This window comes from Rhizobium album (assembly GCF_003122325.1).
GTDB classification, from domain to species: domain Bacteria; phylum Pseudomonadota; class Alphaproteobacteria; order Rhizobiales; family Rhizobiaceae; genus Metarhizobium; species Metarhizobium album.
The window spans coordinates 1-21579 of the sequence record NZ_QFBC01000031.1; the positions used below are offsets into that span (position 1 = coordinate 1).

The 21579-nt window shown below is 62.6% G+C and carries 16 protein-coding genes, 1 tRNA gene and 2 pseudogenes; 5 read left to right on the forward strand and 14 right to left on the reverse strand.

What is annotated here, in order from left to right:
• Positions 1-49: 49 nt before the first annotated feature.
• Positions 50-126, forward strand: a tRNA-Met gene (locus tag DEM27_RS32205).
• A 188-nt stretch (positions 127-314) separates the two neighbouring features.
• Here DEM27_RS32205 and DEM27_RS32210 read toward each other — a convergent pair.
• From DEM27_RS32210 to DEM27_RS32230, 5 genes and pseudogenes are all read right to left on the reverse strand, one after another.
• A pseudogene (locus DEM27_RS32210) lies at positions 315-1452 on the reverse strand (IS3 family transposase).
• Between the two features lie 253 nt (positions 1453-1705).
• A pseudogene (locus DEM27_RS32215) lies at positions 1706-2908 on the reverse strand (IS701 family transposase).
• A 228-nt stretch (positions 2909-3136) separates the two neighbouring features.
• On the reverse strand, positions 3137-4315 hold the full coding sequence (locus DEM27_RS32220) for an amidohydrolase (RefSeq protein ID WP_109462321.1): 1179 nt from the start codon (positions 4313-4315) through the stop codon (positions 3137-3139).
• 86 nt (positions 4316-4401) lie between these two features.
• Entirely contained in the window at positions 4402-5382 is a 981-nt protein-coding gene (locus tag DEM27_RS32225; protein WP_109462322.1) for an alpha/beta hydrolase fold domain-containing protein, read from the reverse strand.
• A gap of 102 nt (positions 5383-5484) precedes the next feature.
• Positions 5485-6258 (reverse strand): AraC family transcriptional regulator, encoded by a 774-nt coding sequence (locus DEM27_RS32230; protein WP_109462323.1) that lies wholly within the window; start codon positions 6256-6258, stop codon positions 5485-5487.
• A 192-nt stretch (positions 6259-6450) separates the two neighbouring features.
• Here DEM27_RS32230 and DEM27_RS32235 point away from each other — a divergent pair, with 192 nt between their 5' ends.
• The 4 genes from DEM27_RS32235 to DEM27_RS32250 all read left to right on the forward strand — a co-directional run bounded on the left by DEM27_RS32235 (position 6451) and on the right by DEM27_RS32250 (position 10186).
• Entirely contained in the window at positions 6451-7074 is a 624-nt protein-coding gene (locus DEM27_RS32235) for an FMN-binding negative transcriptional regulator (RefSeq protein WP_165823718.1), read from the forward strand.
• A 319-nt stretch (positions 7075-7393) separates the two neighbouring features.
• The gene (locus tag DEM27_RS32240; protein WP_245446274.1) at positions 7394-8284 is read left to right on the forward strand and encodes an ABC transporter substrate-binding protein; all 891 of its coding nucleotides are present in this window, start codon (positions 7394-7396) and stop codon (positions 8282-8284) included.
• A 19-nt stretch (positions 8285-8303) separates the two neighbouring features.
• Complete coding sequence (locus DEM27_RS32245) at positions 8304-9437, forward strand: amino acid ABC transporter permease (RefSeq protein ID WP_245446279.1); 1134 nt, start codon at positions 8304-8306, stop codon at positions 9435-9437.
• A gap of 5 nt (positions 9438-9442) precedes the next feature.
• Positions 9443-10186 carry an amino acid ABC transporter ATP-binding protein gene (locus tag DEM27_RS32250; protein ID WP_109462325.1) on the forward strand — a complete coding sequence of 248 codons (744 nt, stop codon included), beginning with the start codon at positions 9443-9445 and terminating at the stop codon, positions 10184-10186.
• 46 nt (positions 10187-10232) lie between these two features.
• Here the strand turns inward: DEM27_RS32250 and DEM27_RS32255 are convergent, their stop codons facing one another.
• From DEM27_RS32255 to DEM27_RS32295, 9 genes are all read right to left on the reverse strand, one after another.
• The gene (locus tag DEM27_RS32255) at positions 10233-11081 is read right to left on the reverse strand and encodes a hydroxymethylglutaryl-CoA lyase (RefSeq protein ID WP_109462326.1); all 849 of its coding nucleotides are present in this window, start codon (positions 11079-11081) and stop codon (positions 10233-10235) included.
• Positions 11081-12577, reverse strand: a complete 1497-nt coding sequence (locus tag DEM27_RS32260; RefSeq protein WP_109462327.1) for a sugar ABC transporter ATP-binding protein — start codon at positions 12575-12577, stop codon at positions 11081-11083. Before DEM27_RS32260 ends, DEM27_RS32255 begins: the two co-directional genes overlap by 1 nt.
• Positions 12574-13707 carry a strictosidine synthase gene (locus tag DEM27_RS32265; protein WP_109462328.1) on the reverse strand — a complete coding sequence of 378 codons (1134 nt, stop codon included), beginning with the start codon at positions 13705-13707 and terminating at the stop codon, positions 12574-12576. The genes DEM27_RS32260 and DEM27_RS32265 overlap by 4 nt, the downstream gene beginning before the upstream one ends.
• A complete protein-coding gene (locus DEM27_RS32270; protein WP_109462329.1) occupies positions 13704-15818 on the reverse strand; it encodes an ABC transporter permease in 2115 nt (704 codons plus the stop codon). Before DEM27_RS32270 ends, DEM27_RS32265 begins: the two co-directional genes overlap by 4 nt.
• 69 nt (positions 15819-15887) lie before the next feature.
• Complete coding sequence (locus tag DEM27_RS32275; RefSeq protein WP_109462330.1) at positions 15888-16886, reverse strand: sugar ABC transporter substrate-binding protein; 999 nt, start codon at positions 16884-16886, stop codon at positions 15888-15890.
• 35 nt (positions 16887-16921) lie between these two features.
• Positions 16922-17938 carry an ABC transporter permease gene (locus tag DEM27_RS32280; RefSeq protein ID WP_109462331.1) on the reverse strand — a complete coding sequence of 339 codons (1017 nt, stop codon included), beginning with the start codon at positions 17936-17938 and terminating at the stop codon, positions 16922-16924.
• A complete protein-coding gene (locus DEM27_RS32285) occupies positions 17938-18696 on the reverse strand; it encodes an enoyl-CoA hydratase/isomerase family protein (protein ID WP_109462332.1) in 759 nt (252 codons plus the stop codon). Before DEM27_RS32285 ends, DEM27_RS32280 begins: the two co-directional genes overlap by 1 nt.
• A complete protein-coding gene (locus tag DEM27_RS32290; RefSeq protein ID WP_109462333.1) occupies positions 18696-19937 on the reverse strand; it encodes a CaiB/BaiF CoA transferase family protein in 1242 nt (413 codons plus the stop codon). The genes DEM27_RS32285 and DEM27_RS32290 overlap by 1 nt, the downstream gene beginning before the upstream one ends.
• A 233-nt stretch (positions 19938-20170) precedes the next feature.
• The gene (locus tag DEM27_RS32295) at positions 20171-21487 is read right to left on the reverse strand and encodes a hydroxymethylglutaryl-CoA reductase, degradative (RefSeq protein ID WP_205909010.1); all 1317 of its coding nucleotides are present in this window, start codon (positions 21485-21487) and stop codon (positions 20171-20173) included.
• Between the last annotated feature and the right edge of the window lie 92 nt (positions 21488-21579).

Here is a 21579-nt window from a genome sequence, read left to right on the forward strand (position 1 = left end):
GGGATTTACGCTAAAGCCGGATAAACTGCGCTGCAGTTTACCCAGAGGACGCGGGGTGGAGCAGCCCGGTAGCTCGTCAGGCTCATAACCTGAAGGCCGCAGGTTCAAATCCTGCCCCCGCAACCAAATCCTACGCTACACTATCCAATAATAGCCCAAAACTACGATCCACTACGCTAAATAGCTACGATCAAACAGGCTAAATTCCCGTATGCGGCGTCCACGCCCCATGGATTTTTCGGTTGCAGCGATCAGAGGTGGCTCGATTTGTTTGAACAGCTTTGTACGGATTTGTAAGTGGTTTCCGGCGCTGTTTATGCCGCGAGTGGGATTGGTTGCGGCTGGTTGAAGTAAACCTGATCCGGTGTTTTGCGGTCAAGGGATGAATGTGGGCGTCGGCCATTGTAAAAGGCCAGATATCGGCCGATGCCGAGGCGGGCGTCAGACACGGTTTTGTATGCGTGGAGATAGACCTCTTCGTATTTGATCGATCGCCATAGCCTCTCGACGAAGACGTTGTCCCGCCAAGCTCCCTTGCCGTCCATCGAGATGCTGATTTCGGCATCCTTCAGCAACTTGATGAAGTCGACGGACGTGAACTGGCTGCCTTGGTCCGTATTGAATATCTCCGGCTTGCCGTAACGTGCCAGCGCGTCCTCGACCGCCTCAATGCAGAAAGCAGCCTCCAGCGTGATCGACAGTTTCCAGGACAGAACGCGTCGGCTGAACCAATCGACGACGGCGCAGAGATAAACGAAGCCCCGTGCCATCGGTATATAGCTGATATCCATCGCCCATACCTGGTTGGGGCGGGTGATGGCGAGGTTCTTGAGAAGATAGGGATAGACCTTGTGGCCCGGTGCGGGGGGTTGGAGGTATTCGGGCGACGATAGATCGCCTCAATGCCCATTTTCTTCATCAGCGTGCGAACATGCAAGCGGCCGACATCATGGTCTTCGGCATTCAGCAAGCCTTGAAGCATCCGGCTCCCTGCGAAGGGATAATCCAGATGCAGTTCGTCGATCCGACGCATCAAGGCCAGATCGGCAGCCGAAGCCGGTTGCGGCAGGTAATAGACACTGCCGCGGCTGATGCCGAGTATCCGCGCCTGGCGGGAGACCGACAATTTATGGTTCCGGTCGATCATCGCTTTCCGCTCAACAGTCCGGCCCTGCCGAGCGCGCCTGCTAAAAAATCATTCTCCAGTGTCAGTTCGCCAATCTTGGCATGTAAGTTTTTGACGTCGACAACAGGTTCTGTGGTTTCCTTGCGACCGTCATCGAAGACGTCCGCAGCGCTTGCCTGCAATTGATCTTTCCATTGCTTGATCTGGTTCGGGTGCACGTCGAACTGCTGGGCAAGCTCAACCATTGTCTTTTCGCCCTTGATCGCGGCAAGCGCGACTTTCGCCTTAAAGGCAGGGCTGTGGTTGCGGCGGGGTCGTTTCGTCATCATGGCTCCTGTTCCCGGCATACTGCCGTGTTCAAAAGCCGAAAGCCACTTATCTCAACTGTTCAATTTTCCCGAGCCACTTCTGTCAACGAGCCTTAGCATTACAGTTGCGATTTTGATTTGATGTGAGCTTGTGTGGCTACGGCTTGATGTGCCCGACGCCAAAGCGACCATGCGATAATATGTGCAGGTTCGATATGTCGTCGCGCAAGACGTGTTGCAATCCGGCGGATTTCCTGGATCGACCAGCGGATCACAGCCGGAGCCCTTTCGGTATTCGTTTCATCGCGCTTTTTGGGGGCGTCGCGGCATTGGCGCGATGGCGGATCGCCGCCATCATGGCGAATGCAAGCATGACGAGCGGGATATGGCGATGCCAGTCATGCCAGGAGCGGGTCTCGTTGTGGTCAAGGCCGAGCTCGTTCTTGGCGGTCTCGAAGCTGTCTTCGATCGCCCAACGATGGCCTTCCACCGCCGCCAGCTTTTCCATGGATGTGCCAACCGGGCACCAGGTGGAGAAGAAAGCGAGATCGCCATCGGCGATGCGGCGGATCAGCAGTCCGCATGTCCAGACACCGGGGAAAACCGCATCGAAATCATCGGCGTCGAGATCGGCCAGTTCGAGATAGACCCAATCATGCAACCGTGCACCTTTGGTGCCATCGCCTGCCGACAGGCGTCTCCAGGCATTTTCAGGCAAGGCTTTGGCGATGTCCTTCGCAGCGCCCGCAACGGCTGGAGGTTTGCCCCATGAGCGGAAGGGATGGGTGGCGTTCACACCCACAACATAGCCCTTGGCACCTCGTTTGAGCGCCATTTCGATGTCGCCTACGCCATAAACACTGTCGGCAGCAACCCAAGAAAAGGGCAGGTTCGATGCGATGGCCCGCTCGATCATCGTGAGCGCCAGTGCCGGCTTGGTCAGAAAGCCGACAGGGTCCGGCACGTGAGCCCTGGCCATACGGTTCCGGTCGTCCGTCCAGGCCTTCGGCAGATAGAGCGCCCGGTCGATGAAGGCGTGGCCGTGTCGTGACACGTAGGATGCGAAGACGCCGATCTGGCAGTTGGTGATCTTGCCCGCCGAACCGGTATATTGACGCCCAACCCCGTACGATGCCTTGCCCTGCTTGAGAAAGCCGGTCTCATCGACCACAAGGACTGCATCAGAATCGGCCAGTGTCTCAAGCGCGTAATCGCGAACAATGTCCCGCAGGGCATCCGCATCCCAATGCCCGCGGCCCAAAATCGCCTGCTGCCGCCAAGGACCGCAATCGCCTGCAGCTTCCGCTCGCATCCATCCCGTCTTGCGGCGCTCTTCTCCCAGCAGACCGTCCAAAACTGTCCGACTGAAACCGCGACACGCTCCTGCGTGAACAGCGGGCGTATTCGTGCCTTCGCATCCCGCAATGAAGACGCCCAAACTTCAAGCGTCGCCTCAATCCGACAATCCTGTCATCCACGATCTCCGAACCACGGTGACCTATAGATTCAGACATCAATCAAAATCGAAACTGTAATGCTAGAGCGAACATCGTCCGTGACATTCCTTAACCGGTGCGCAGTTGTTGAAACCTGGTACGCGCCCCTGCTTGGAATCACCGAGAAGGTGCGCGCCGCAATCGGTTTGCGAAGTTTTGGAACCAGGGATGTTTGGCCGCAGTGAGACAAGCAGCAACAATGCTTCTCAGCCTCTCTCCAGGCACGCCGCCAGCGTTTCCAAGAACAGCCGAATGCCGATCGGGATGAGTTCGTCCCTGAAGTCATATTGCGGGGTATGGACCTGCGGCCAATCGGGGCCGGAGCCGAGAAACACCATCGCCGACTTGGCGCCGCTCAGTCCGAAACGACCGAAATCCTCTGAACCCAGCAGGGGAAGCGCCTGAACCTCGTGCTTGACGCCCGCGCGCTCCATGCCAGCTAGCAAGAGGTCCGTCGCCTCTCGGTGGTTCGCGCAGGCGAGGAAGATTTCCGAATAGTTCCAGGCATGAGCCAGCCCATGGCGGCTTGCGATATCAAGAACCAGCGTTTCGGCCTTGGCTGTCAGCCCATCCATGTCCTCGTCTGCGGTGGTGCGCAGTGTGGCGAAGACCTTTGCCTCGCCGGGTGCCACGCCAAAGGTGGGTGCTCCCATGGACGCATGGGTGACGGTCACCATCGAGAAACCGAGGCCGAGCGGCGTGCCGCTGCCGCAGGCTTCAAGCGCAAGCATGAGTTCGGACATCGCCTTCATCGGCGAGCGGCCGTCCGACGGCCGGGAGGCGTGGGCGGTGCTGCCGGTAAGCCTGATTTCCATTCCGCGCGAGGCACAATTGGCTGGACCGGCGCCGAGCCTGCCGACACCGAAGGCGATCTCGGGAATGTTGTGCAGCGAGAAAGCCCAGTCCGGCTTGATTTCCCCGTAAAGTGGGTCGGCGATCACGGCCGCCGCGCCGGCGCCGTTCTCTTCCGCCGGCTGGAACATCAGGATCACCCGGCCACTGGTGGGCCGTGCGCGCGACAGGATGCGGGCAAGGCCCAGAAGGATCGTCGTATGACCGTCGTGTCCGCAAAGATGCGCCTTGCCTGGCACGGTCGAACGATGACCGTCGGCGGCCAGTTCCTGAATGGGCAAGGCATCGATTTCCGACCGGAAAAGGACCGACGGGCCGGGTTTGCCGCTGTCGTAGACAGCCGCTACGCCATGGCCACCCAGCCCCGACAATATCTTGTCGGGTGCGCTCGATTGCAGCATGTCGCAGACACGCCGGGCGGTTTCCTTTTCCTCACCGGACAGTTCCGGATGGCGATGAAGCTCGTGGCGGAAGGCTGTCAGTTCACGGATGTCGTCTTCGGTGGGAAGCGGAAAGGACAGTCGGTTGGTCATGGCGGCTGGCCCTTCTCATGCACCGTTGGCGTCGCGTGCGGGTTCTGAACAACCCATATGATATCGAATTGCCGGCTTGCGTCGGATCAATTTTTCAGAATGGTCCTCAGGAAGGCAGCGCCATCCGCAATGGCCTTGCGGGCCAGATGCGAGGTTGCCATCGCCTCCAGGAACGAATGGATCGCGCCGCGATAGATCTCGAAACGGACATCGTTGCCGGCGTCACGCAGCCTTGCGACCATGGCGAAACTGTCGGCGCAGATGATGTCGCGGTCGGGGATGACGAAGAATGTCGGCGGAAGGTTCCGGATGTCGGCCTTCAGCAGGTAGATTTCCGGGTCGACCATGTCTTCCGCCGTGCGCGTGTAGTTGCGGAAGTAATAGGTGATTTCCGCCCGGTCCATCACGGAGCCCGGGCCGCCGTGCAGGGCCTCGGCTTCGTCGGAGCAATCGGAGGCAAAGCCGGCATAGTTGAACAGCAGGCCCTTGAGCGCGGTATCCTTGCCCTTGTTGCGCAGCCGGATCGCCACGGCCATCGTCATGTTGCCGCCCGCCGAATCGCCGCCCATCGCGACGCGGTCGGGATCGATGCCGAGATCCGCCGTCCTGATCCAGTCGACCGTGTCCTCGATCTGGTCGATCGCGGTGGGAAACTTGTGTTCGGGGGAGAGGTAATAATCCAGCCCGAGAACCTTGATGCGCGCCGCATGCGCATATTCCCGCATCAGCCGGTCGTGCGTGTCGATGCTGAACAGCGTGAAGCCGCCGCCATGGGAATAGATGAGCAGCGGCGCAGCGGCGCCGAGGCCGGGATCGTAGAGGCGGGCGCGCATCGGCCCGTGCCGGGTCGGGATGCTCAGGTCCCGCGTCTCCGACATCTCGGGGCCGCCCTGGCGAAACGGTTCGCGCACGCGCTCGGCGATCCGGCGCGCCTCGGCCGGCGTGACGCTTTCCAGGGCCGGAAACCGCGCCCAGCCGGCGCGCATGCTGGTGAGGAATTCCTGGATTTCCGGGTCGATGGGCGACAGGTCTTCGACACGTGTTGCGGGTCCGGTGGCGTCATTCATCTCGAGGGTTCCGGTTGGCAGATTGCGGGCAACATACCGCCCGCGTCACCGGCATTCCCTCCGGAGAGGGTCGATTGCTATCGACTTCGGGTCCAATTGCGCTCAGGCGCCGGACGCCTGGCGGGCGAGATAATGGCTTGGCGTGAAGCCGAAGGAGCGATGAAAGACCGAGGTGAACGCCGACGGGCTTTCATAGCCGGAATTGTAGGCGACCGACGTGATCGGAAGGCCGGCATGCAGCAGCGACAGCGCATGCATCAGCCGAACCTGCATGCGCCAGGTGGCAAGGCCCATGCCCGTTTGGTTCTTGAAGGCACGGGTAAAGGTGCGCCGCCCCATCCCGGCGACGGCCGCCCAATGGTCGATATCGCTGTGTTCCGCCGGATTGTCGAGGATCAGCCGGCAGACCCTCAGGATCCTGTTGTCCTCGGGCATGGGGACATTGATGTCGACACGCGGCATGCGCGGGATTTCGTCGAGCAGCATCCGGACGATCCGCTCTTCTCGGCCCTCTTCCGGGTAGGGCTGGTGAAAGCTGATGACCTCGCCGATCAGCGCGCGGACCAGATCGGAGACCTCGAAGACACGGCATTTTTCCGGCAGGGCATCGAAGGCGGGGTCGATATAGACCGCATGGAATTTCACGCTCTCGCGACAACTCGTCGTATGGCCGACGCCCGCCGGTATCCAGATCGCCCGGTTCGGCGGCAGGACATAGCTGCCGTCGTCCGTCGTCACCCGGAGCACGCCGGACACCGCGTAGCTCAACTGTGCCCGCTCGTGACTGTGATAAGGGTCGGTATAGCCGGCAGGATATTCGTCGGAAAAGCTGACGACGGGCCGGGCGGTGAGCTGGTAGTCCTGGCTGCGCTTCATGCTTCCCCCGTTTTCCGCCAGATGCGGTCCAATGGCTGTCGGATAAATTGCAATCCGATTTTGGCCCATTTCAAGCAAAAATTCGCGTGGCTCCCTCAAAATGGCCCGCGCGAGGGGCTATTCGTCCCAATCGAGACAGAACTGCGCTTCCGCTCCACATATCGTGCCATCGAAAGCGCGGGAGGCGGATGGATGTCATCGCAACAGACGAAATATGCGGCGCGGTACGAGGATGTGCTGGCGATGGTCGAGAACCATTCCTTTGCGTGGGTCGTTTCGATGGCTCAGGGTTTGCGGGCGACGCCGCTGCCGCTGAGGCCACGGCTTGGGGCGTCGGGCGAGCTCATCGGCTTCATCGGCCATTTCGCCCGCAGCAATCCCCAGGTCGAAGAACTGCGGCAGGCCGGCCGCGCCCTGCTGCTGTTTCTCGGCCCGCATGGTTACATTTCCGCATCATGGATGCGGGATCGCACGCAGGCGCCGACCTGGAACTACATGGCCGCCCAGTTCGACTGCCGCATGACGATGATCGACGATGCCGAAGGGATCGACGACTGTCTCAACACGTTGATCGGCAGCATGGAGGAGGGGCGGCCGAACGCGTGGTCGATAAGTGAAATGGGGGAAAGGGCGGCGCGGCTCGCACGGGGCGTCGTCGGGTTTCACGCCGATATCATCTCGTCCAGGTCCGTCTTCAAGCTCGGACAGGACGAACGCGACGATGTGCTGGCGGATATCCTTCTCGGCCTGGAACGCGAGCCCGGCGGCGAGGCGCTCCTTGCCCCCATGAAACGTTACAACGCCAGGCGGATCTGAGGGCTGGCCCGAACGAGACGATGTTCGATCTAATCTCGTCGGCGGGCCAGGAAAGCATGGGTTAAGCTCCCTCCACGAGCCAGGGAAATCGCTGCCGGATCGGGGGGAATCCTCCCCGGGCGGTGGTCCATTCCATCATCGGATCAGCCGAAACGATGTCTCCGGGTTCGAAGGGGAAAGCGGGCGGCAGCCCGGACAATGTGTTTGCAGCGGATAGGGCACGATCACACACGCCGAGGCGGAGACCCCGCCGAAGCGGGCGACGCTCGTCCTTTGCCTGAACATGAAGAACGTGTGGCACCTACTGGGAGAGATTGAAATGAAACATGCACTTTCACGTGAAGGTCTTGCGACCGGGACGCGCCGGTCGATGGCGTCCGTCTTGTCCGCGACGGGGCTGGCGCTCGTGTCGGTTCTGGCGAGCGGCGTTGCGGCCGAGGCCAATGACATCGGCGATTGCATTCTGAGCGGCGAAGTCGGATCGATCAAACTGCAGCCCGTCAACGAGGGCGTGCTGACGGTGGAGACCGCGCTGCCCAATCCCGGCTGGTGGAACGGCGATACGCCGGAGCAGATCACCACCGGCTTCGAATATTGCCTGGCGGCCAATGTTGCCCACCGCGCCGGTCTCAAGGAGATCCGGCTGGTGATTGCCTCGTTCCCGGCGATGATCGCCAACGTCAATCCGGGCAAGGACATGGCGATGGCGACGATCTCCATCACCGCGGAACGCCAGAAGGTGATGCAGTTCACCGCGCCCTACTTCAACTCCGACATCGGCATCCTGGTGAAGAAGGGCACGGCCGTCGATGCCGCGGCGATGAAGACGTTCCGCGTCGGCGTGCTGCAGGGCTCGACGGGCGCCAAATATGTTGCCGACGAGGTCAAGCCGGCGGAGCTGCGCGAATATCCGGAAAATCCGGCGATCCTCGCTGCCCTGATGGCGGGCCAGATCGACGCCGCGGTCAATGACACCGCCATCCTGCTCGGCCTTGCCTCCAAGTCGAACGGCGCGCTCGAAGTGGTGGGCCAGTATTCGACCGGGGAAACCTATGGTTCGATCCTGCCGAAGGACTCCCCCAACAAGGAAGCGATCGACCAGGCGATCGAGGACATGCGCAAGGATGGCACCCTCGACAAGATGGCCTCGACCTATCTTTCGGACATCTGGGGGGCGGATCCGACCAAGGTTCCCTACCTGAAGCCCTGAGCTGAAGCGGCGCAAATCCATGACCATGGCACATGAAATCAACAAGGAGAGGCCGTCCGGCCTCTTCCCCGAACGGCGGGCCTTCACCAGCGGCGCCGCCCCGCGCGACGTGACCGGCTGGGCAACCACGGCCGTCATCACGGCGCTTGTGATCGTCTTCGCGTTCTGGGCGACGCTCCGGCGGCTCTATGGGGTGTCGCTGACGCTCGGCGTCAGCGACTATGTGCTGATGCCGGCGGCCGTCATTCTCTCCATCGCTGTCCTGGCGATCCTGATCCCGGCCGCCCGAAGCGTATCGCGGGCGCGCGCCGCGCGTCAGTGCGTCTCCTCCGGCGATCTCGTCAATGCGCGCATCCTGACCTCGGCGGCATCCGATTGCGCCTATTATACCTTCGGCTTTGCTGCGCTGCTGGTCGCCGTGATCGGCTTTGCCCAGTTCCTCGTCGCCAATGATCTCGCCGTCAGCCGGACATTCCTGCTGATCCCGCTGATGTGGCACTCGTTCCCGCTGGTGTTCAAGGCGTTCTGGCTGAACGTCTACATCTTCGTCGTGGCGGAGATCCTTGTCCTGGTCTGGGGCCTGATCGTTGCGATCGCGCGGCTGATGCCGGGCGAGACGGCACGGCCGATCCGGGCGATGGCGACGCTCTATACCGACATCTTTCGCGGCATGCCGGCCATCATCACCATGTATCTCGTCGGTTTCGGCCTGCCCCTCAGCGGCGTGCCGCTTCTCGGCAACCTCTCGGCGGAAACCTATGCCATCATCGCCCTGACGCTGACCTTCGGCGCCTATGTCGCCGAGGTCTACAAGGCCGGCATCGAGAGCATCCACTGGAGCCAGGTCGCGGCGGCACGGTCGCTTGGCCTCTCCTACCTGCAGACGATGCGCCACATTATCGTGCCGCAGGCGGTCCGCCGTATCATCCCGCCGCTGCTCAACGATTTCATCGGCCTCCAGAAGGACACCGCGCTGGTCAACGTCATCGGCGCGATCGATGCCTTCAACCAGGCCAAGATCATTTCGAGCAACAATTTCAACCTGTCCGCGGTGACCGTGGTCGCCTTCATCTTCATCGCCATCACGATCCCGCAGGCACGCCTGGTCGACCGCATGCTCGAGAAGGATCAGCGCCGGCTTCGGGGAGGCTGACATCGATGCCCATTCTGGAAATCAAGAACATATCCAAGGCCTATGGCTCCCATCGCGTCTTCGACGGATTGACGCTCGATGTCGAGGAACATCAGGTCGTGTGCCTCATCGGTGCGTCGGGCTGCGGCAAATCCACGCTGCTGCGCTGCATCAATGGGCTGGAGCCGATCGGATCGGGCGAGATCCTCATCCATTCCGACCGTGTGAGCGGGCCAGGGGTGGACGTGAATGCGCTGCGCCGCGACGTCGGCATCGTGTTCCAGAGCTACAATCTGTTCCCGCACATGACGGTGATGGAAAACATCACGCTGGCGCCGCGCAAGGTGCTCAACCAGCCTGCAAGGGAGGCCGAGGTCCAGGCGCGCCACCTGCTGGAGCGCATCGGGCTCGGCCAGAAGGCGAATGTCTATCCTGACAGCCTGTCCGGCGGCCAGCAGCAGCGTGTCGCCATCGTTCGCGCGCTCGCCATGGGCCCGATGATCATGCTGCTCGACGAGATTACCTCGGCGCTGGATCCCGAGCTGGTCTCCGAAGTGCTCAACATCGTCCGCGACCTCGCTGCCGATGGCATGACCATGGTTCTGGCAACCCATGAAATGGGTTTTGCGCGCGAAGTGGCGACCAAGGTCTGCTTCCTCGCCGAGGGCAAGGTCTATGAAGAGGGGCCGCCGGAGCAGATCTTCAGCGAACCGCAGGGGGAGCGCACCCAGGCCTTTCTCAAACGGATCGTCGCGGCGGGCCGGCTTTGATCGAGGCGGAGCGGGCCGGGAGGTTCCCCGACCCGCTCCGCCGATGTCAGCTGCGCAGACGGGCCGCGAACGTCTCGGCGTCCTTTAGTCTTGCCATGTCGATGCCCGTCGAAAGCCCCCGGTTTTCGAGATGCCGCACGAGCGGCAACGTGCTCAGATTTCCCGCGGCGCCCGGCGCATAGGGGCAGCCACCAAGCCCACCGACTGCGCTGTCGAAAATGCCGATCCCGTGGGCGAGTGCGATATCGATATTGTTCAGCGCGTGGCCGAACGTATCGTGGAAATGGCAGGCGAGTCGGGCGGACGGCAGCCTTGCCGTGACCGCCGTCAGCATGGCATCGACACCCGAAGGGGTGGCCCGGCCGATCGTATCGGCCAGCGAGACCTCGACGCAGCCGAGTTCAAAAAGGGCGATGGCGACATCCTCGGCCGCCTGGGGCGCGATCGGGCCTTCATACGGGCATTCCACCGTGCAGGACACATAACCGCGCAGACGCACGCCGTTCCGCCGCGCCAGTTCGGCAACCGGCGCGAAGCGCCCGATGCTGTCCGATATTGAGCAGTTGATGTTCTTGCGCGCAAAGGTCTCGGAGGCGCTGGTGAACACCGCAAGCTCTTCGACGCCGATTGCCAGCGCCGCCTGTGCGCCGCGCTCGTTGGGCACCAGAACCGAGCGTATCAGGCCGTCTGCCGGTGGCGTGCCGCGCAGAACCGCTTCGTGGTCGGCCATTTGCGGCACCCATTTCGGCGACACGAAGGCGGTGATCTCCAGACGCGGCAGGCGGGCGGCGCGCAGCAGGGCGATCAGGGCCAGCTTGTCGTCGGTCGGCACGATCCGCTTCTCGTTCTGCAGCCCGTCGCGCGGGCCGACTTCGATGACGGTGACATCTGCCATCAATGCACCGCGGCATACATGATGGCTTCTTCGGTCGCGACGCGCCGGTCCATCTCCTCGACGACCTTGCCCTGCCGGGCGATCAGGATCCGGTCGGAAAGCGCCAGGATTTCCGGCAGATACGAGGAAATGACGCAGACGGCGATCCCCTCGTCGGCCAGCTGGTTGATGAAGGCGTGGATCTCGGCGATGGCGCCGACGTCCACGCCGCGAGTCGGCTCGTCGAAGATCACCAGCCTCGGCGTCTGCACCAGCGCCTTGGCGATGACGACTTTCTGCTGATTGCCGCCGGAGAGTTCGATGACCTTGGCGTCCGGATCGATGGCCCGGATGTTGAGCCGCTTGCGCCAGATCTCGGCCGATTGCCGCGCCTCGCGCATCGACACGGTGCGAAAGCCGCCGAACGCCTCGCCGCCGATCTTGCCCATATAGATGTTCTCGGCAATGCTCATGGTCTCGAAGAAGCCCTCGGCCTTGCGCTCCTCGGTGACATAGACCACGCCATCGCGCACCGCCGGCGCCGGCACCAGGTAGCGTTTGGGCTCGCCGTCGATCTTGACCTCGCCGCCGTGGAAGAAGTCGCGCTTGAGCACGCCGCAGACCACTTTCAGCGTTTCGGTGCGGCCGGAGCCAACGAGGCCGAAAATGCCGGTGATCTGGCCGGCATAAAGCGAAAAGGAGGTGTTGCGGACCATCTTTCCCATGGAAAGATTCTCGACCGAGACGATCTTGCGGCCACGCTTGCGTGGCGGTCGCTGGCGGTCGCTGTAGATGTCGTCGGTCAGCGTCCGGCCGACCATGTGGTGGATGATCTTCTGGCGGTCGAAGCCGGCGGTGACATCGGAGGCCACGACCTGACCGTCACGCAGGATGGTGATGCGGTCGGCGATCATAAGCGCCTCTTCCAACGCATGGCTGATGAAGATGATGGAGACCCCATCCTCCTTCAGCTTTCGGATAAGCTTGAAGAAGTAGCCTTTTTCCTCCGGTGTCAGCGTCGCGGTCGGCTCGTCGAAGATAATGACCTTGGCCTTATGATGGACGGCGCGGGCGATCTCGACCATCTGCTTCTGTGCCGCGCCGAGCGAACCGACGATGGCCGAGGGGTCGACATGGAAATTGAGCGACTGGAGAAACTGCTGCGCGGAAATGTAGATGCCGCGCAGGCGGTTGAGGAACTTCTCATTGCCGAGATAGATGTTCTGTGCCACCGACATCGAGGGCACCAGGCTGTTTTCCTGATAGACCATGGCGATGCCATGCGCCAAGCCTTCGGCAGGCGTAGCCAGCCGGGCTTCCTCGCCGTCGACGAACAGCTTGCCGCTGGACAGCGTGTGGACGCCGGCGATGACCTTGGTCAGCGTCGATTTGCCGGCCCCGTTCTCGCCCAGGAGGGCGTGGATCTCGCCGGGCTCCAGCCGGAAATCGACATTGGAGAAGGCGGCGATGCCGCGAAAATCCTTGGTTGCGCCCTTCAGTTCGACGATCGGGGTCATTGGGCGGCCTCCGTCTGGATATGGAGATCGAGTGGTTCCTCGAGCTCGGTATGGTCCATTGCAAGCAACTCGTTGCTGCCGCGCGCCGTGATGAGGGCGCGGCCGGCCAGTTCGGCGACGGAGGTGATGCCGTGCCGCTCGCCGTCGGCGCGGCTGTGTGCGCTCCAGACCGGTTGCAACTGCTCGTCGAGCCGCGCCACCAGGCCATAGGACCGCGTCGGCGCCCAGGGTTTGTGTATCCCGAGCCGGATGACGCCGCCCGCCTGCAGGGGTTCCTTGAAGCTCTTGCCGGAGGAGAGCGACGGCGCGATCCAGTATTTGGGATCGATGGAGGCCATCATCTCGCGGCGATACCGCGGCTCGCGCAGCACGAATTCCTGCAGCTGCGAGCGCACGGCAAACAGGCTGAGCCAGTATCCGCCGCCGGCCGCTGCGGCGATCCTTCCCGGATAGGCCGGCAGATCCGCGAGCGCCACCCTTTCAGCCGTCCCGTCCAGACGCAGGCCGATCAGTCGGTGGTGCCAGGCTTCGGAGACCACGACCGTGCCGCCGCCGGCCAGCGAGATACCGGACGGCCAGGCGAGGCGATCGGCCATCGTGCTGGCGGCTCCGCTGGCCAGATCGACCTTGACCACGGATCCGGTCCGGCCGAGGCCGAGCAGGTCCCGCCGCCACTCGGTGGCCGGGTTGACCGCCGAGCCGTTGCAGACGACCAGGGTATCGTCATCGGCAAAAACGGCAGCCGTCGGCGCGCCGATCCGGACCTTGTCATCGATGCCGAAGACCTTGCCGTCATGCCTGCCGCCCAGAATGCGCAGGCCGCCGGTGGCGAGGCCTATGGCGAGAGCGCCCGAGGGAGACAGGGCGAGGCAGGTGACGGGCGCCGTTTCGCGTGCCGTTGCCGTCATCGCGCCAAGCTGATCGACGCGGTACAGGGTCGGGCCGGACGTGAGGTAAGCGGTGACGCCGTCGCTCACCAGGTTGTCGGGCTCCTCCAGCGTGCCGACGGCGGGCAGGCGGTCGAGATAGTTGTTGGGCTTCAAGGCCCCGTCCATGACGGGCACGGTGATGGAATATTCGCCGCTCCCGCCGGTCAGGCGCTGGACGATGCTGCGCAACACGCCCTTCATGGCTTGTCTCCCCAGTAGAACGCCTGCGAGGTCCAGAGCGGATCGGCATTGGGCAGCTTCAGGCGGCCGATGCGGTCATTGTAGAGGCCGCCGAGATACAGATAGCCCTTGTGCTCGCGCATGGATGTCACCATCGGATGGTTCTTGCCGCCCAGGTCCCAGTAGGATTCGAGGATTTCGCCCGTCTGGCCGAATTTCAGCACGCAGCCCGTGTTGATGTTGGGAAACAGCCACTCGTCCTGCGCCACGCGCTTGGCCATTCGTTTTCTCACGCCTGGCATGCGCAGCATCAGATCGAGGGCAGGTGTGCGCATGCCGACCAGCGCCACCCAGAAATTGCCGTCCGACGCACGGTTGATGTTGTCCGGATAGCCCGGCAGGTTGCCGATCACCGGTTCGCACGTGCCCTTTTTCGGCCCTTCGAACCAGTAGCGGTTGATGCGGCACCCCCAGGTTTCGGCAAAAAGCAGGGACTGCCCGTCGCCCGCCATGCAGACACCGTTCGGGAACTGCAGGTTGCGCAGGATGGTCTGCGTCGAGCCGTCCCGCGGGTCGTAGCAGATGAGCCGGCCGTTGCCCCGGCTTTCCAGCGCGTCGGTCGCCCAGTCGTGCATGTCGTAGCGGATCGTCGCCTCGGAGAAGAAGATGCGGCCGTCCGGGGCGATGTCGAGGTCGTCGGCAAGCTTGAGGCGGGAATCGTCGATGACCGACAGCAGCGTGCGCTTGGTCTCGTCAGTCAGCTTGCTCACCGTGCGATCGGGCGAAATCCGGTAGAGCCCCATGCCGCCGATGCAGACATTGAGGTTTTCCGCCGCATCGAAAGCCATGCCAAGCGGATGGCCGCCGATATGGGCGAAGACTTCCCAGCGTTTGTAGTCCGGCGCGAAAAAGCGAATGATGTCGCCATGCCGGTTGGGGCAATAGAGGTTGTCGCTGCGGTCGAAGATGACGTCTTCGGGGCCTTCGATCTCCCCCTTGCCGATGAGCGTGACGTCCTTGAGGCGGTCGTTGAGCGCGTAGGGGCTGCCCGATCCGGCGTCGGTTTCCGGCAGGTCGGCCAGGCGGAAATAGGCGGGCGAGACATAGACCTTGTTGAGGATCTTGTGGCGGTTCTTGAGCCAGCGCACGTCGATTGCCACGACCAGCAGCAGGATGATGCCGAGAATCATCGAGCTGATCCCGCCGGAAATGCCCACGCGCACCATGCTGTCGGTGAGGACGAGGACGACGATTGCGCCGAGGACGGATTTCATGACCGATCCCCGCCCGCCGCCAAGGGAATTGCCGCCGAGCACGGCGGCTGTCAGCGCGGCGATTTCGAGGCCGACGCCGGTATCCGAGCCGGCGCTGTTGAGTCGGGCGGCGAAGAACAGTCCTGCAAGCGACGCAAGCAGGCTCGACCAGACATAGGTCGTGAAGACGGTGAATTTTACGTCGAGGCCGGCGTTGTAGGCCGAACGGCGCCCACCACCGACCGCGCTGATGTGCCAGCCGGCGCGGGCGCGCGTCAGAACCACGTGCCAGAGGCCGACAACGATGACGGCGACGAGAAAGGAGACGGGCATGCCGAGGATGCTGCCCTCGCCGAGAAAGAACCAGAGGTCGGATTCCGGGAAACCGGCCGAGATCTGCACCGCATAGCGAAGGATGATGATATCGACGATCGACCGGATGATGATCAGCGTCACCAGCGTCGTCAGGAACGCGCGGATTCGCAGGTATCCTATGAGGAAGCCGTTGATCGCTCCGCACAGCCCGCCGACGGTGAGCGTCGCCAGCACGCTGGCCCATACCGGCCAGCCAAGCAGGTTCATGCAGATGAGCGCCGTGATGTTGGCGAACGCGAAGACGCTGCCGACCGACAGATCGAGGCCGCCGGCAAGCAGCACGATGCCCATGGCAACGACCACCAGCGAGAATTCCGAAAGCTGCCTGGAGGTTTCGACCATGCTCGAAAACGTGAAGAAATGCGGATTCTGGAACAGGAAGTACCCAATGACCAGCAGCGTGGCGAAAACCGGCACGGCGTTGTCGCTCCACCTTTTGGTGAGCACCTCGCCGAGTATTTTTTCTGGGAAATAGCGGAAATACAGCCGCTCGAGCGCTTCCATGTGAAAACCCTTGGGTAAAACTGCGGAGAATGGCCATCGCGCATGCGCGATGGCCGGCGCCTTGGGAGCTTACTTCTTCAGGAGGTCGAGGTCCCAGCAACTGGTGGGAGACATGGTGTCCTTGCTGATAATCTTGTTGGGCGTATAGAGCGCGAATTTCAGCGCGCCTGCCGGTTCGGGCGACTGCAGCAACACCTTGATCGTGTTGTTCAGGTCGCGCCCCTGTCCCTCGACGTCATAGGAGACGACCTCGTTGAACGTGCCGTTCTCCACGCCCTGGCATGCGGTCTTGTTGCCGCCGCCGGACGTGATCAGATAGATGTCCTTGCCGGATTCCTTGATCGCCGCGCCGGTGCCGGCGTCCATCGCATCCCAGAAGCCGATGATGCCGCATAGGTCGGGATGCTGCTGGATGACCGTCTGCGCGATGCCGCGCGCCTTGGACTGGTCCCAGTCGCCGGTCTGGCTGGAGACGATCTCGATGTCGCTGCGGTCCTTCAGCGTTTCGGTGATGGCGTTGAGCTGGTAGACGCTCGCCGCGGCGGTGGCAGGTCCCTGGATCAGCGCGATCTTGCCGCTCTTGCCGCTGTCCTTGCCGCACTGCTCGATCATGCGGTTGGCGGCGTACTCGCCGATGCCGTACCAGTCCGCACCGACGAAGGCATCCGTCTGATAGCTGGACTTCATGTTGACCTGGATGACCTTGATGCCCGCATCCTCGGCTTTCTTCAGCGTGCGCGCATACGAGGCGACGTCGAAGTTCTGAACGATGATGAGGTCGGGCTTCTCGGTGATGGCCTGCGTCAGCGCGCGTGTTCCGGTATCGGTCGACCAGTTGGCGTCGCGAATGTCGAGCTCGTAGCCGAGGCGCGTCGCCTCCTTCTTCATGATCGCGGCCCAACCCTCTGGCAGGTCGAAGCTCATCGACATGGGCACGAAGACGACCTTCTTGCCCTTGAGGGCATCGAGCGTCGGTTGCCTCAGCGCATCGATCATGCCTTCCTGGGCCTGGGCCGCGCCGAAGAAGAGCCCAGTTGCCAATGCTGCATATGCCAGTTTCCTGATCATCACGTTTATCCTCCCAGTTTAAGATGATGTTCGGTTCAGATGTCTCCCTGCTGCGAGGTCTGCTCGTCGCGCGGGTTGAGAATCGCATCCACGATCAGGGCGCAGAGCAGCACGGTGCTCTTGACCAGGTTCTGGACGATGAAGGAGATGTCGAGAATGGTCATGCCGTTGAGCAGAAGGCCGATCAGCACGGTGCCGACCAGCACGTTGCGAACGCCGCCGCGGCCGCCCGTGAGGCCGATGCCGCCGAGGATGACCACGAGAAGCACGTCGTAGATCAGCGTCGAGTTGACCATGCGCATGTTCATGCTCGCGATCGAGGCCGCGGTGACGCAGCCGGCAAGGAACGCCATGACGGCCGCGATCACGTATTGCAGGATGATCATCGGCCGCACCGGAATGCCGGTAATGCGCGCCGTGGAGATATTGTCGCCGATCGCATAGATGAAGCGGCCAAGCCCCGTCTTGCGCAGGAACAGGCTGAGCAGCAGGGCCGTGACGGCAAAGATCCAGATCGGCATGGGAATGCCGAGCAGGCTGCCGCGGCCGAGGTAAATGAACCAGTCAAGCCCGTCGGGCACGTTGTTGACATCCAGCGTGGCAATGACGCCGCGGCCCATGCCGTAGACGATCGCCGAGACGGCGAGCGTCGCGAAGATCGCCGGGATTTCCACATAGGCGATCAGGAAGCCCATGACGACCGCCACCGCGACGACGAAGAGCAGCCCGGCGGCAAGCGCCATCGGGAAACTGTACCCCTTGTTGGCCAGCACGATCGCCAGCGTCATCGAGACGGCCATCACCGCAATGAGCGACAGGTCGACACCGCGGCCGATCACCACCACGGCCATGCCCAGGCTGAGCATGCCGAGAATGGCAACGTTGCGGATGAAATTGAGAATATTGCCGCTGCTGAGGAAACCGTCGAGGGCAACGGCGAAGAACACGAACAAAACGACCGAAACCGCGACCACGATCAGCTCCTGCGTGAGGGCGATGTGACGAAGCGACCTGCGCGGCGCCTGCTTGGGGATTGTGTCGGACGCGGCCATTATTTCCGGTTTCCTCTGGTGGCGAACGCATCGAGGCCGCGGCGGGCGTCATCGCTGGTAAAGGCGCGCTGGCCGAGGGCCGCCTCCTGCCGGAAAGCGTCCTTGAGCGGCAGGTGTTGAAGCGTCAGGGCCGCCTCCTTGATGGTCTGCACGGCGCTGGCGCTCAGTCGGGCGATACGGCCGGCGATTTCTGCTGCGACGGATTCCACCTCCGCGGCATCGACGAGACGATTGACGACGCCGCGCGCCAGCATGTCGGCGGCCGAAAAGCGCTCTGCCGTGAGCATGATTTCCATGGCATGCGCATAACCGATCTGCCGCACCAGCCGGACCAGCGTGCCGCCTGCCGGAACGAAGCCGTGGCCCGCCTCGGGGAGCTGGAATTGCGCGTCGCGTGCGGCAATGCGGATATCGGTTGCCAGCATGATCTCGAAACCGCCCCCGAGGCAAAGCCCGCGAATGGCACTGACGACCGGCTTGAAAAAACCGTCGACCTTCAGGTGCGCGGGGTCCCATTCGGAAATATCGAAGCGGCCTTCTGCCAATGCCGGAATGGATTCCGTGAGGTCGGCTCCGACGCAGAAGGCCTGCTCGCCGGCCCCGGTCAGCAACACCACATTGACGGTATCGTCGCGGCCGGCTTCGGCAAAGGCACGGCCGAGATCGTCGTACATGGAAAGCGTCAGCGCGTTGAGCTTGTCCGGCCGGTTGAAACGGATCGTGGCGACGGCGTCGTCCTTGCTGTATTCGATCGCCATCAGACCGCCCCCGCCGCCTTCAGCCTTTCGAGCTCGTCTTCGGCGATGCCGAGGAGCTTCGAAAATACCAAGCCGTTGTGCTCGCCGGGCGAGGGGGCTTTTTCGTTGGGTTCCTCCTCCCGTCCGGACAGCTTGATGGGCAAGCCGAACATGCCGATCATCCTGCCGGCGATCGGCACGTCGACGATCATGTTCCGGGCAGCGATGTGCGGATCCTCAACCACTTCGGGGATCGTCTTGATGGCGCTAAGCGGCACCTTGTCGCCCGCCATCTCCTCCAGCTCCGCCTTGGTGTAGGCCGAGAACCAGCGATCGAGCAGCGGCTTCACCCTGGTTTCCGCCACAACCGGGTCGAAGCGTTTTTCCATCGTGTCGATTTCAGGATCCATCGCCTTGTCCGGCTCGCCGAACATCGCACAGGTGATCGCCCAGAACTTGTCGGTATAACCGCCGAAGAACACGTAGCCGTCCTTGCACGGAAACTGGCCGTAGGGACGAACGAAGGGATGGTCGTTGCCGAGCGGCGAGGCGACCTCCTGCCGCGTGGTGTAGCGCACCACGGCATTCTCGGTGAGGGTCAGCACGGAGTCCTGTTGCGATACGTCGACGACCTGGCCCTTGCCGGTCCGCTCCGCTTCCCGCAGGGCGGCGACCGCGCCTATCGCGGCATAGAGGGAGGCGGCGAGGTCGCCGATGATCGTGCCGACGCGAACAGGCGGGCGGTCCGGATAGCCGTTCATCGACCAGAGCCCGCCGGCGGCCTGCCCGGTGTTGTCATAGGCGGGCTTTGAAGCGTTCGGGCCGGTGCGGCCGTAGCCGCTGATGGCGGTGTAAACCAGCCGGGGATTGATGTCGCGCAGCGTCTCGAAACCGAGGCCGAGCCTGTCCATGGTTCCGGGGCGGAAGTTCTCGACAAGGATATCCGCCTTGGCGACGAGCTTGCACAGAAGCGCCTTGCCGTCCGGAGATTTCAGGTTGAGCGTTATGCCCAGCTTGTTGCGGTTGTACTGGGCAAAGAAGGCACTCAGTTGCTCCTCGTCCGAAGCAACGAAGGGCGGAAAGGTTCGTGCATAATCGGGCTCATCCGGATGTTCGACCTTGATGACGGTCGCGCCGAGATCGGCCATCAGCATCGAGCAGAAGGGACCTGCGACGACGCGCGTGATGTCGAGGACCGTCACGCCCGCCAGCGGGCCGGACCGGCGGCTTTGCCAAATATTGAGTTCGTCCAAGTCTGCCATCTGCTCCTCCCAGAGTCCGGATATGCTGCTAAGCGGTTGATGAGGCCGCAGATCCGGTCAGATGAAAAGCCTCCCGATGTGTCGCGTTGTTCAAGCTCTCGCTCCCCATGGTCAAATTGCCGTGACGCCTTGGAGCAAGGTCGCTTTTCTCCGAACAGCGAAACCGCTCCATCTCTATTGTTTTGCGCAATTCCGGACGCGAAACCGCGTTCCACGCTGTTGCTGGAATTGCTCTAAGCCTTCTCTGCCCGCATGGCCTCCAGCAGTTCTTTCGCCCTGTCGACGCGGACGTCATGGTTGCCGGAAAGCGACGCGGCGATCGTTTCGATTTCATCGCCCTCGGCGCCAGCGACGATAGCGATGTTGCGGGCATGCAGCGCCATATGGCCGCGCTGGATGCCTTCGGTGGCCAGCGCCCTCAGGGCCGCCATGTTCTGCGCGAGACCCACGGCGACCGTGACCTCGGCCAGTTCCTGTGCCGATGTCACGCCGAGGATGCGCAGCACGGCCTGCGCTGCCGGATGAGTCTTGGTGGCGCCACCGACGAGGCCGAGCGCCATCGGCATTTCCAGCGTGCCGACGAGATGGCCACTCGTATCGATTTCCCATCTGGTCAGCGAGGTGTAACGGCCGCTGCGCGCCGCCCAGGCATGCGCGCCTGCTTCGATCGCGCGCCAGTCATTGCCGGTGGCGACGACAACAGGGTCGATGCCATTCATGATGCCCTTGTTGTGCGTTGCGGCACGATAGGGATCGACGATGGCGAAGGCGCAGGCTTCGACGATGCCACGCGCGATGCGCTCGCCTTCGTATTCCTCGGTCTTCAGCGTTTCGGGCGACAGCCGCACCATGGCGCGCGCCAGGCGGAGGTCGGCGAAGTTGGAGAGGATGCGCAGGCGTACCACGCCGCCGGTGATTTTCTCGATCAAAGGCGCCACCGCCTCGGCCATGGTGTTGACGGTGTTGGCGCCCATGGCATCGCGAACGTCGACGATCAGGTGTGCGGCAAGCATCGGCCCGACTGGCGTGTCGTCGAAGACATGCACTTCGATATCGCGGCAGCCGCCGCCAAGCGAGATCAGCACCTTGTCCCTGGTATTCGCGGCGGCGATGATGTTGGCGCGCTCGCTGAGGATGCGCGCCCGGGCGCCATGAGGATCGGTGACGTTGAGAACCTGTATCTGGGCGCGCATGAGCGGCCTCGTGCTGGAGGTGACGAAGCCGCCGCCGGCGCGGGCGAGCCTTGCCATGTAGGACGCCGCGGCAACGACGGAGGGTTCCTCTACCGCCATCGGCACGAGGTAATCCTTGCCGTTGACGGTGAAGTTGGTGGCGATGCCGATCGGCAGTTCGAACGTGCCGATGACGTTCTCGATCATGCCGTTGGCGATTGCGATCGGCAAGCCGCCGCGGCCGAAGGCATGTCGGTCGGCGTCACCGAGCGTCGTCGCATCCGCCACCCGCGCCATGCGTTCCGCCGGCGTCAGATTGCGCAGGTTTTCAAGACGCGAATTGACGGAGCGCACCCCGTCCTTTTGTACTCCGGCCAATGCCGCCTCCCGTGAATTCTTCCTCTTGCCCGAACATCAGCAATTTTGATACCGTTGGAAAGGTACGAAATGGAAAAATTGTTTCCAAACTG

Coding starts and splice junctions, on each gene's coding strand:
- DEM27_RS32250 (WP_109462325.1), top strand. CDS start 9,443: ATGCCCATTCTGGAAATCAAGAACATATCCAAGGCCTATGGCTCCCAT.
- DEM27_RS32220 (WP_109462321.1), bottom strand. CDS start 4,315: ATGACCAACCGACTGTCCTTTCCGCTTCCCACCGAAGACGACATCCGT.
- DEM27_RS32230 (WP_109462323.1), bottom strand. CDS start 6,258: ATGAAGCGCAGCCAGGACTACCAGCTCACCGCCCGGCCCGTCGTCAGC.
- DEM27_RS32290 (WP_109462333.1), bottom strand. CDS start 19,937: ATGGCAGACTTGGACGAACTCAATATTTGGCAAAGCCGCCGGTCCGGC.
- DEM27_RS32255 (WP_109462326.1), bottom strand. CDS start 11,081: ATGGCAGATGTCACCGTCATCGAAGTCGGCCCGCGCGACGGGCTGCAG.
- DEM27_RS32245 (WP_245446279.1), top strand. CDS start 8,304: ATGACCATGGCACATGAAATCAACAAGGAGAGGCCGTCCGGCCTCTTC.
- DEM27_RS32260 (WP_109462327.1), bottom strand. CDS start 12,577: ATGACCCCGATCGTCGAACTGAAGGGCGCAACCAAGGATTTTCGCGGC.
- DEM27_RS32285 (WP_109462332.1), bottom strand. CDS start 18,696: ATGGCGATCGAATACAGCAAGGACGACGCCGTCGCCACGATCCGTTTC.
- DEM27_RS32275 (WP_109462330.1), bottom strand. CDS start 16,886: ATGATCAGGAAACTGGCATATGCAGCATTGGCAACTGGGCTCTTCTTC.
- DEM27_RS32265 (WP_109462328.1), bottom strand. CDS start 13,707: ATGAAGGGCGTGTTGCGCAGCATCGTCCAGCGCCTGACCGGCGGGAGC.
- DEM27_RS32235 (WP_165823718.1), top strand. CDS start 6,451: ATGTCATCGCAACAGACGAAATATGCGGCGCGGTACGAGGATGTGCTG.
- DEM27_RS32270 (WP_109462329.1), bottom strand. CDS start 15,818: ATGGAAGCGCTCGAGCGGCTGTATTTCCGCTATTTCCCAGAAAAAATA.
- DEM27_RS32240 (WP_245446274.1), top strand. CDS start 7,394: ATGAAACATGCACTTTCACGTGAAGGTCTTGCGACCGGGACGCGCCGG.
- DEM27_RS32225 (WP_109462322.1), bottom strand. CDS start 5,382: ATGAATGACGCCACCGGACCCGCAACACGTGTCGAAGACCTGTCGCCC.
- DEM27_RS32280 (WP_109462331.1), bottom strand. CDS start 17,938: ATGGCCGCGTCCGACACAATCCCCAAGCAGGCGCCGCGCAGGTCGCTT.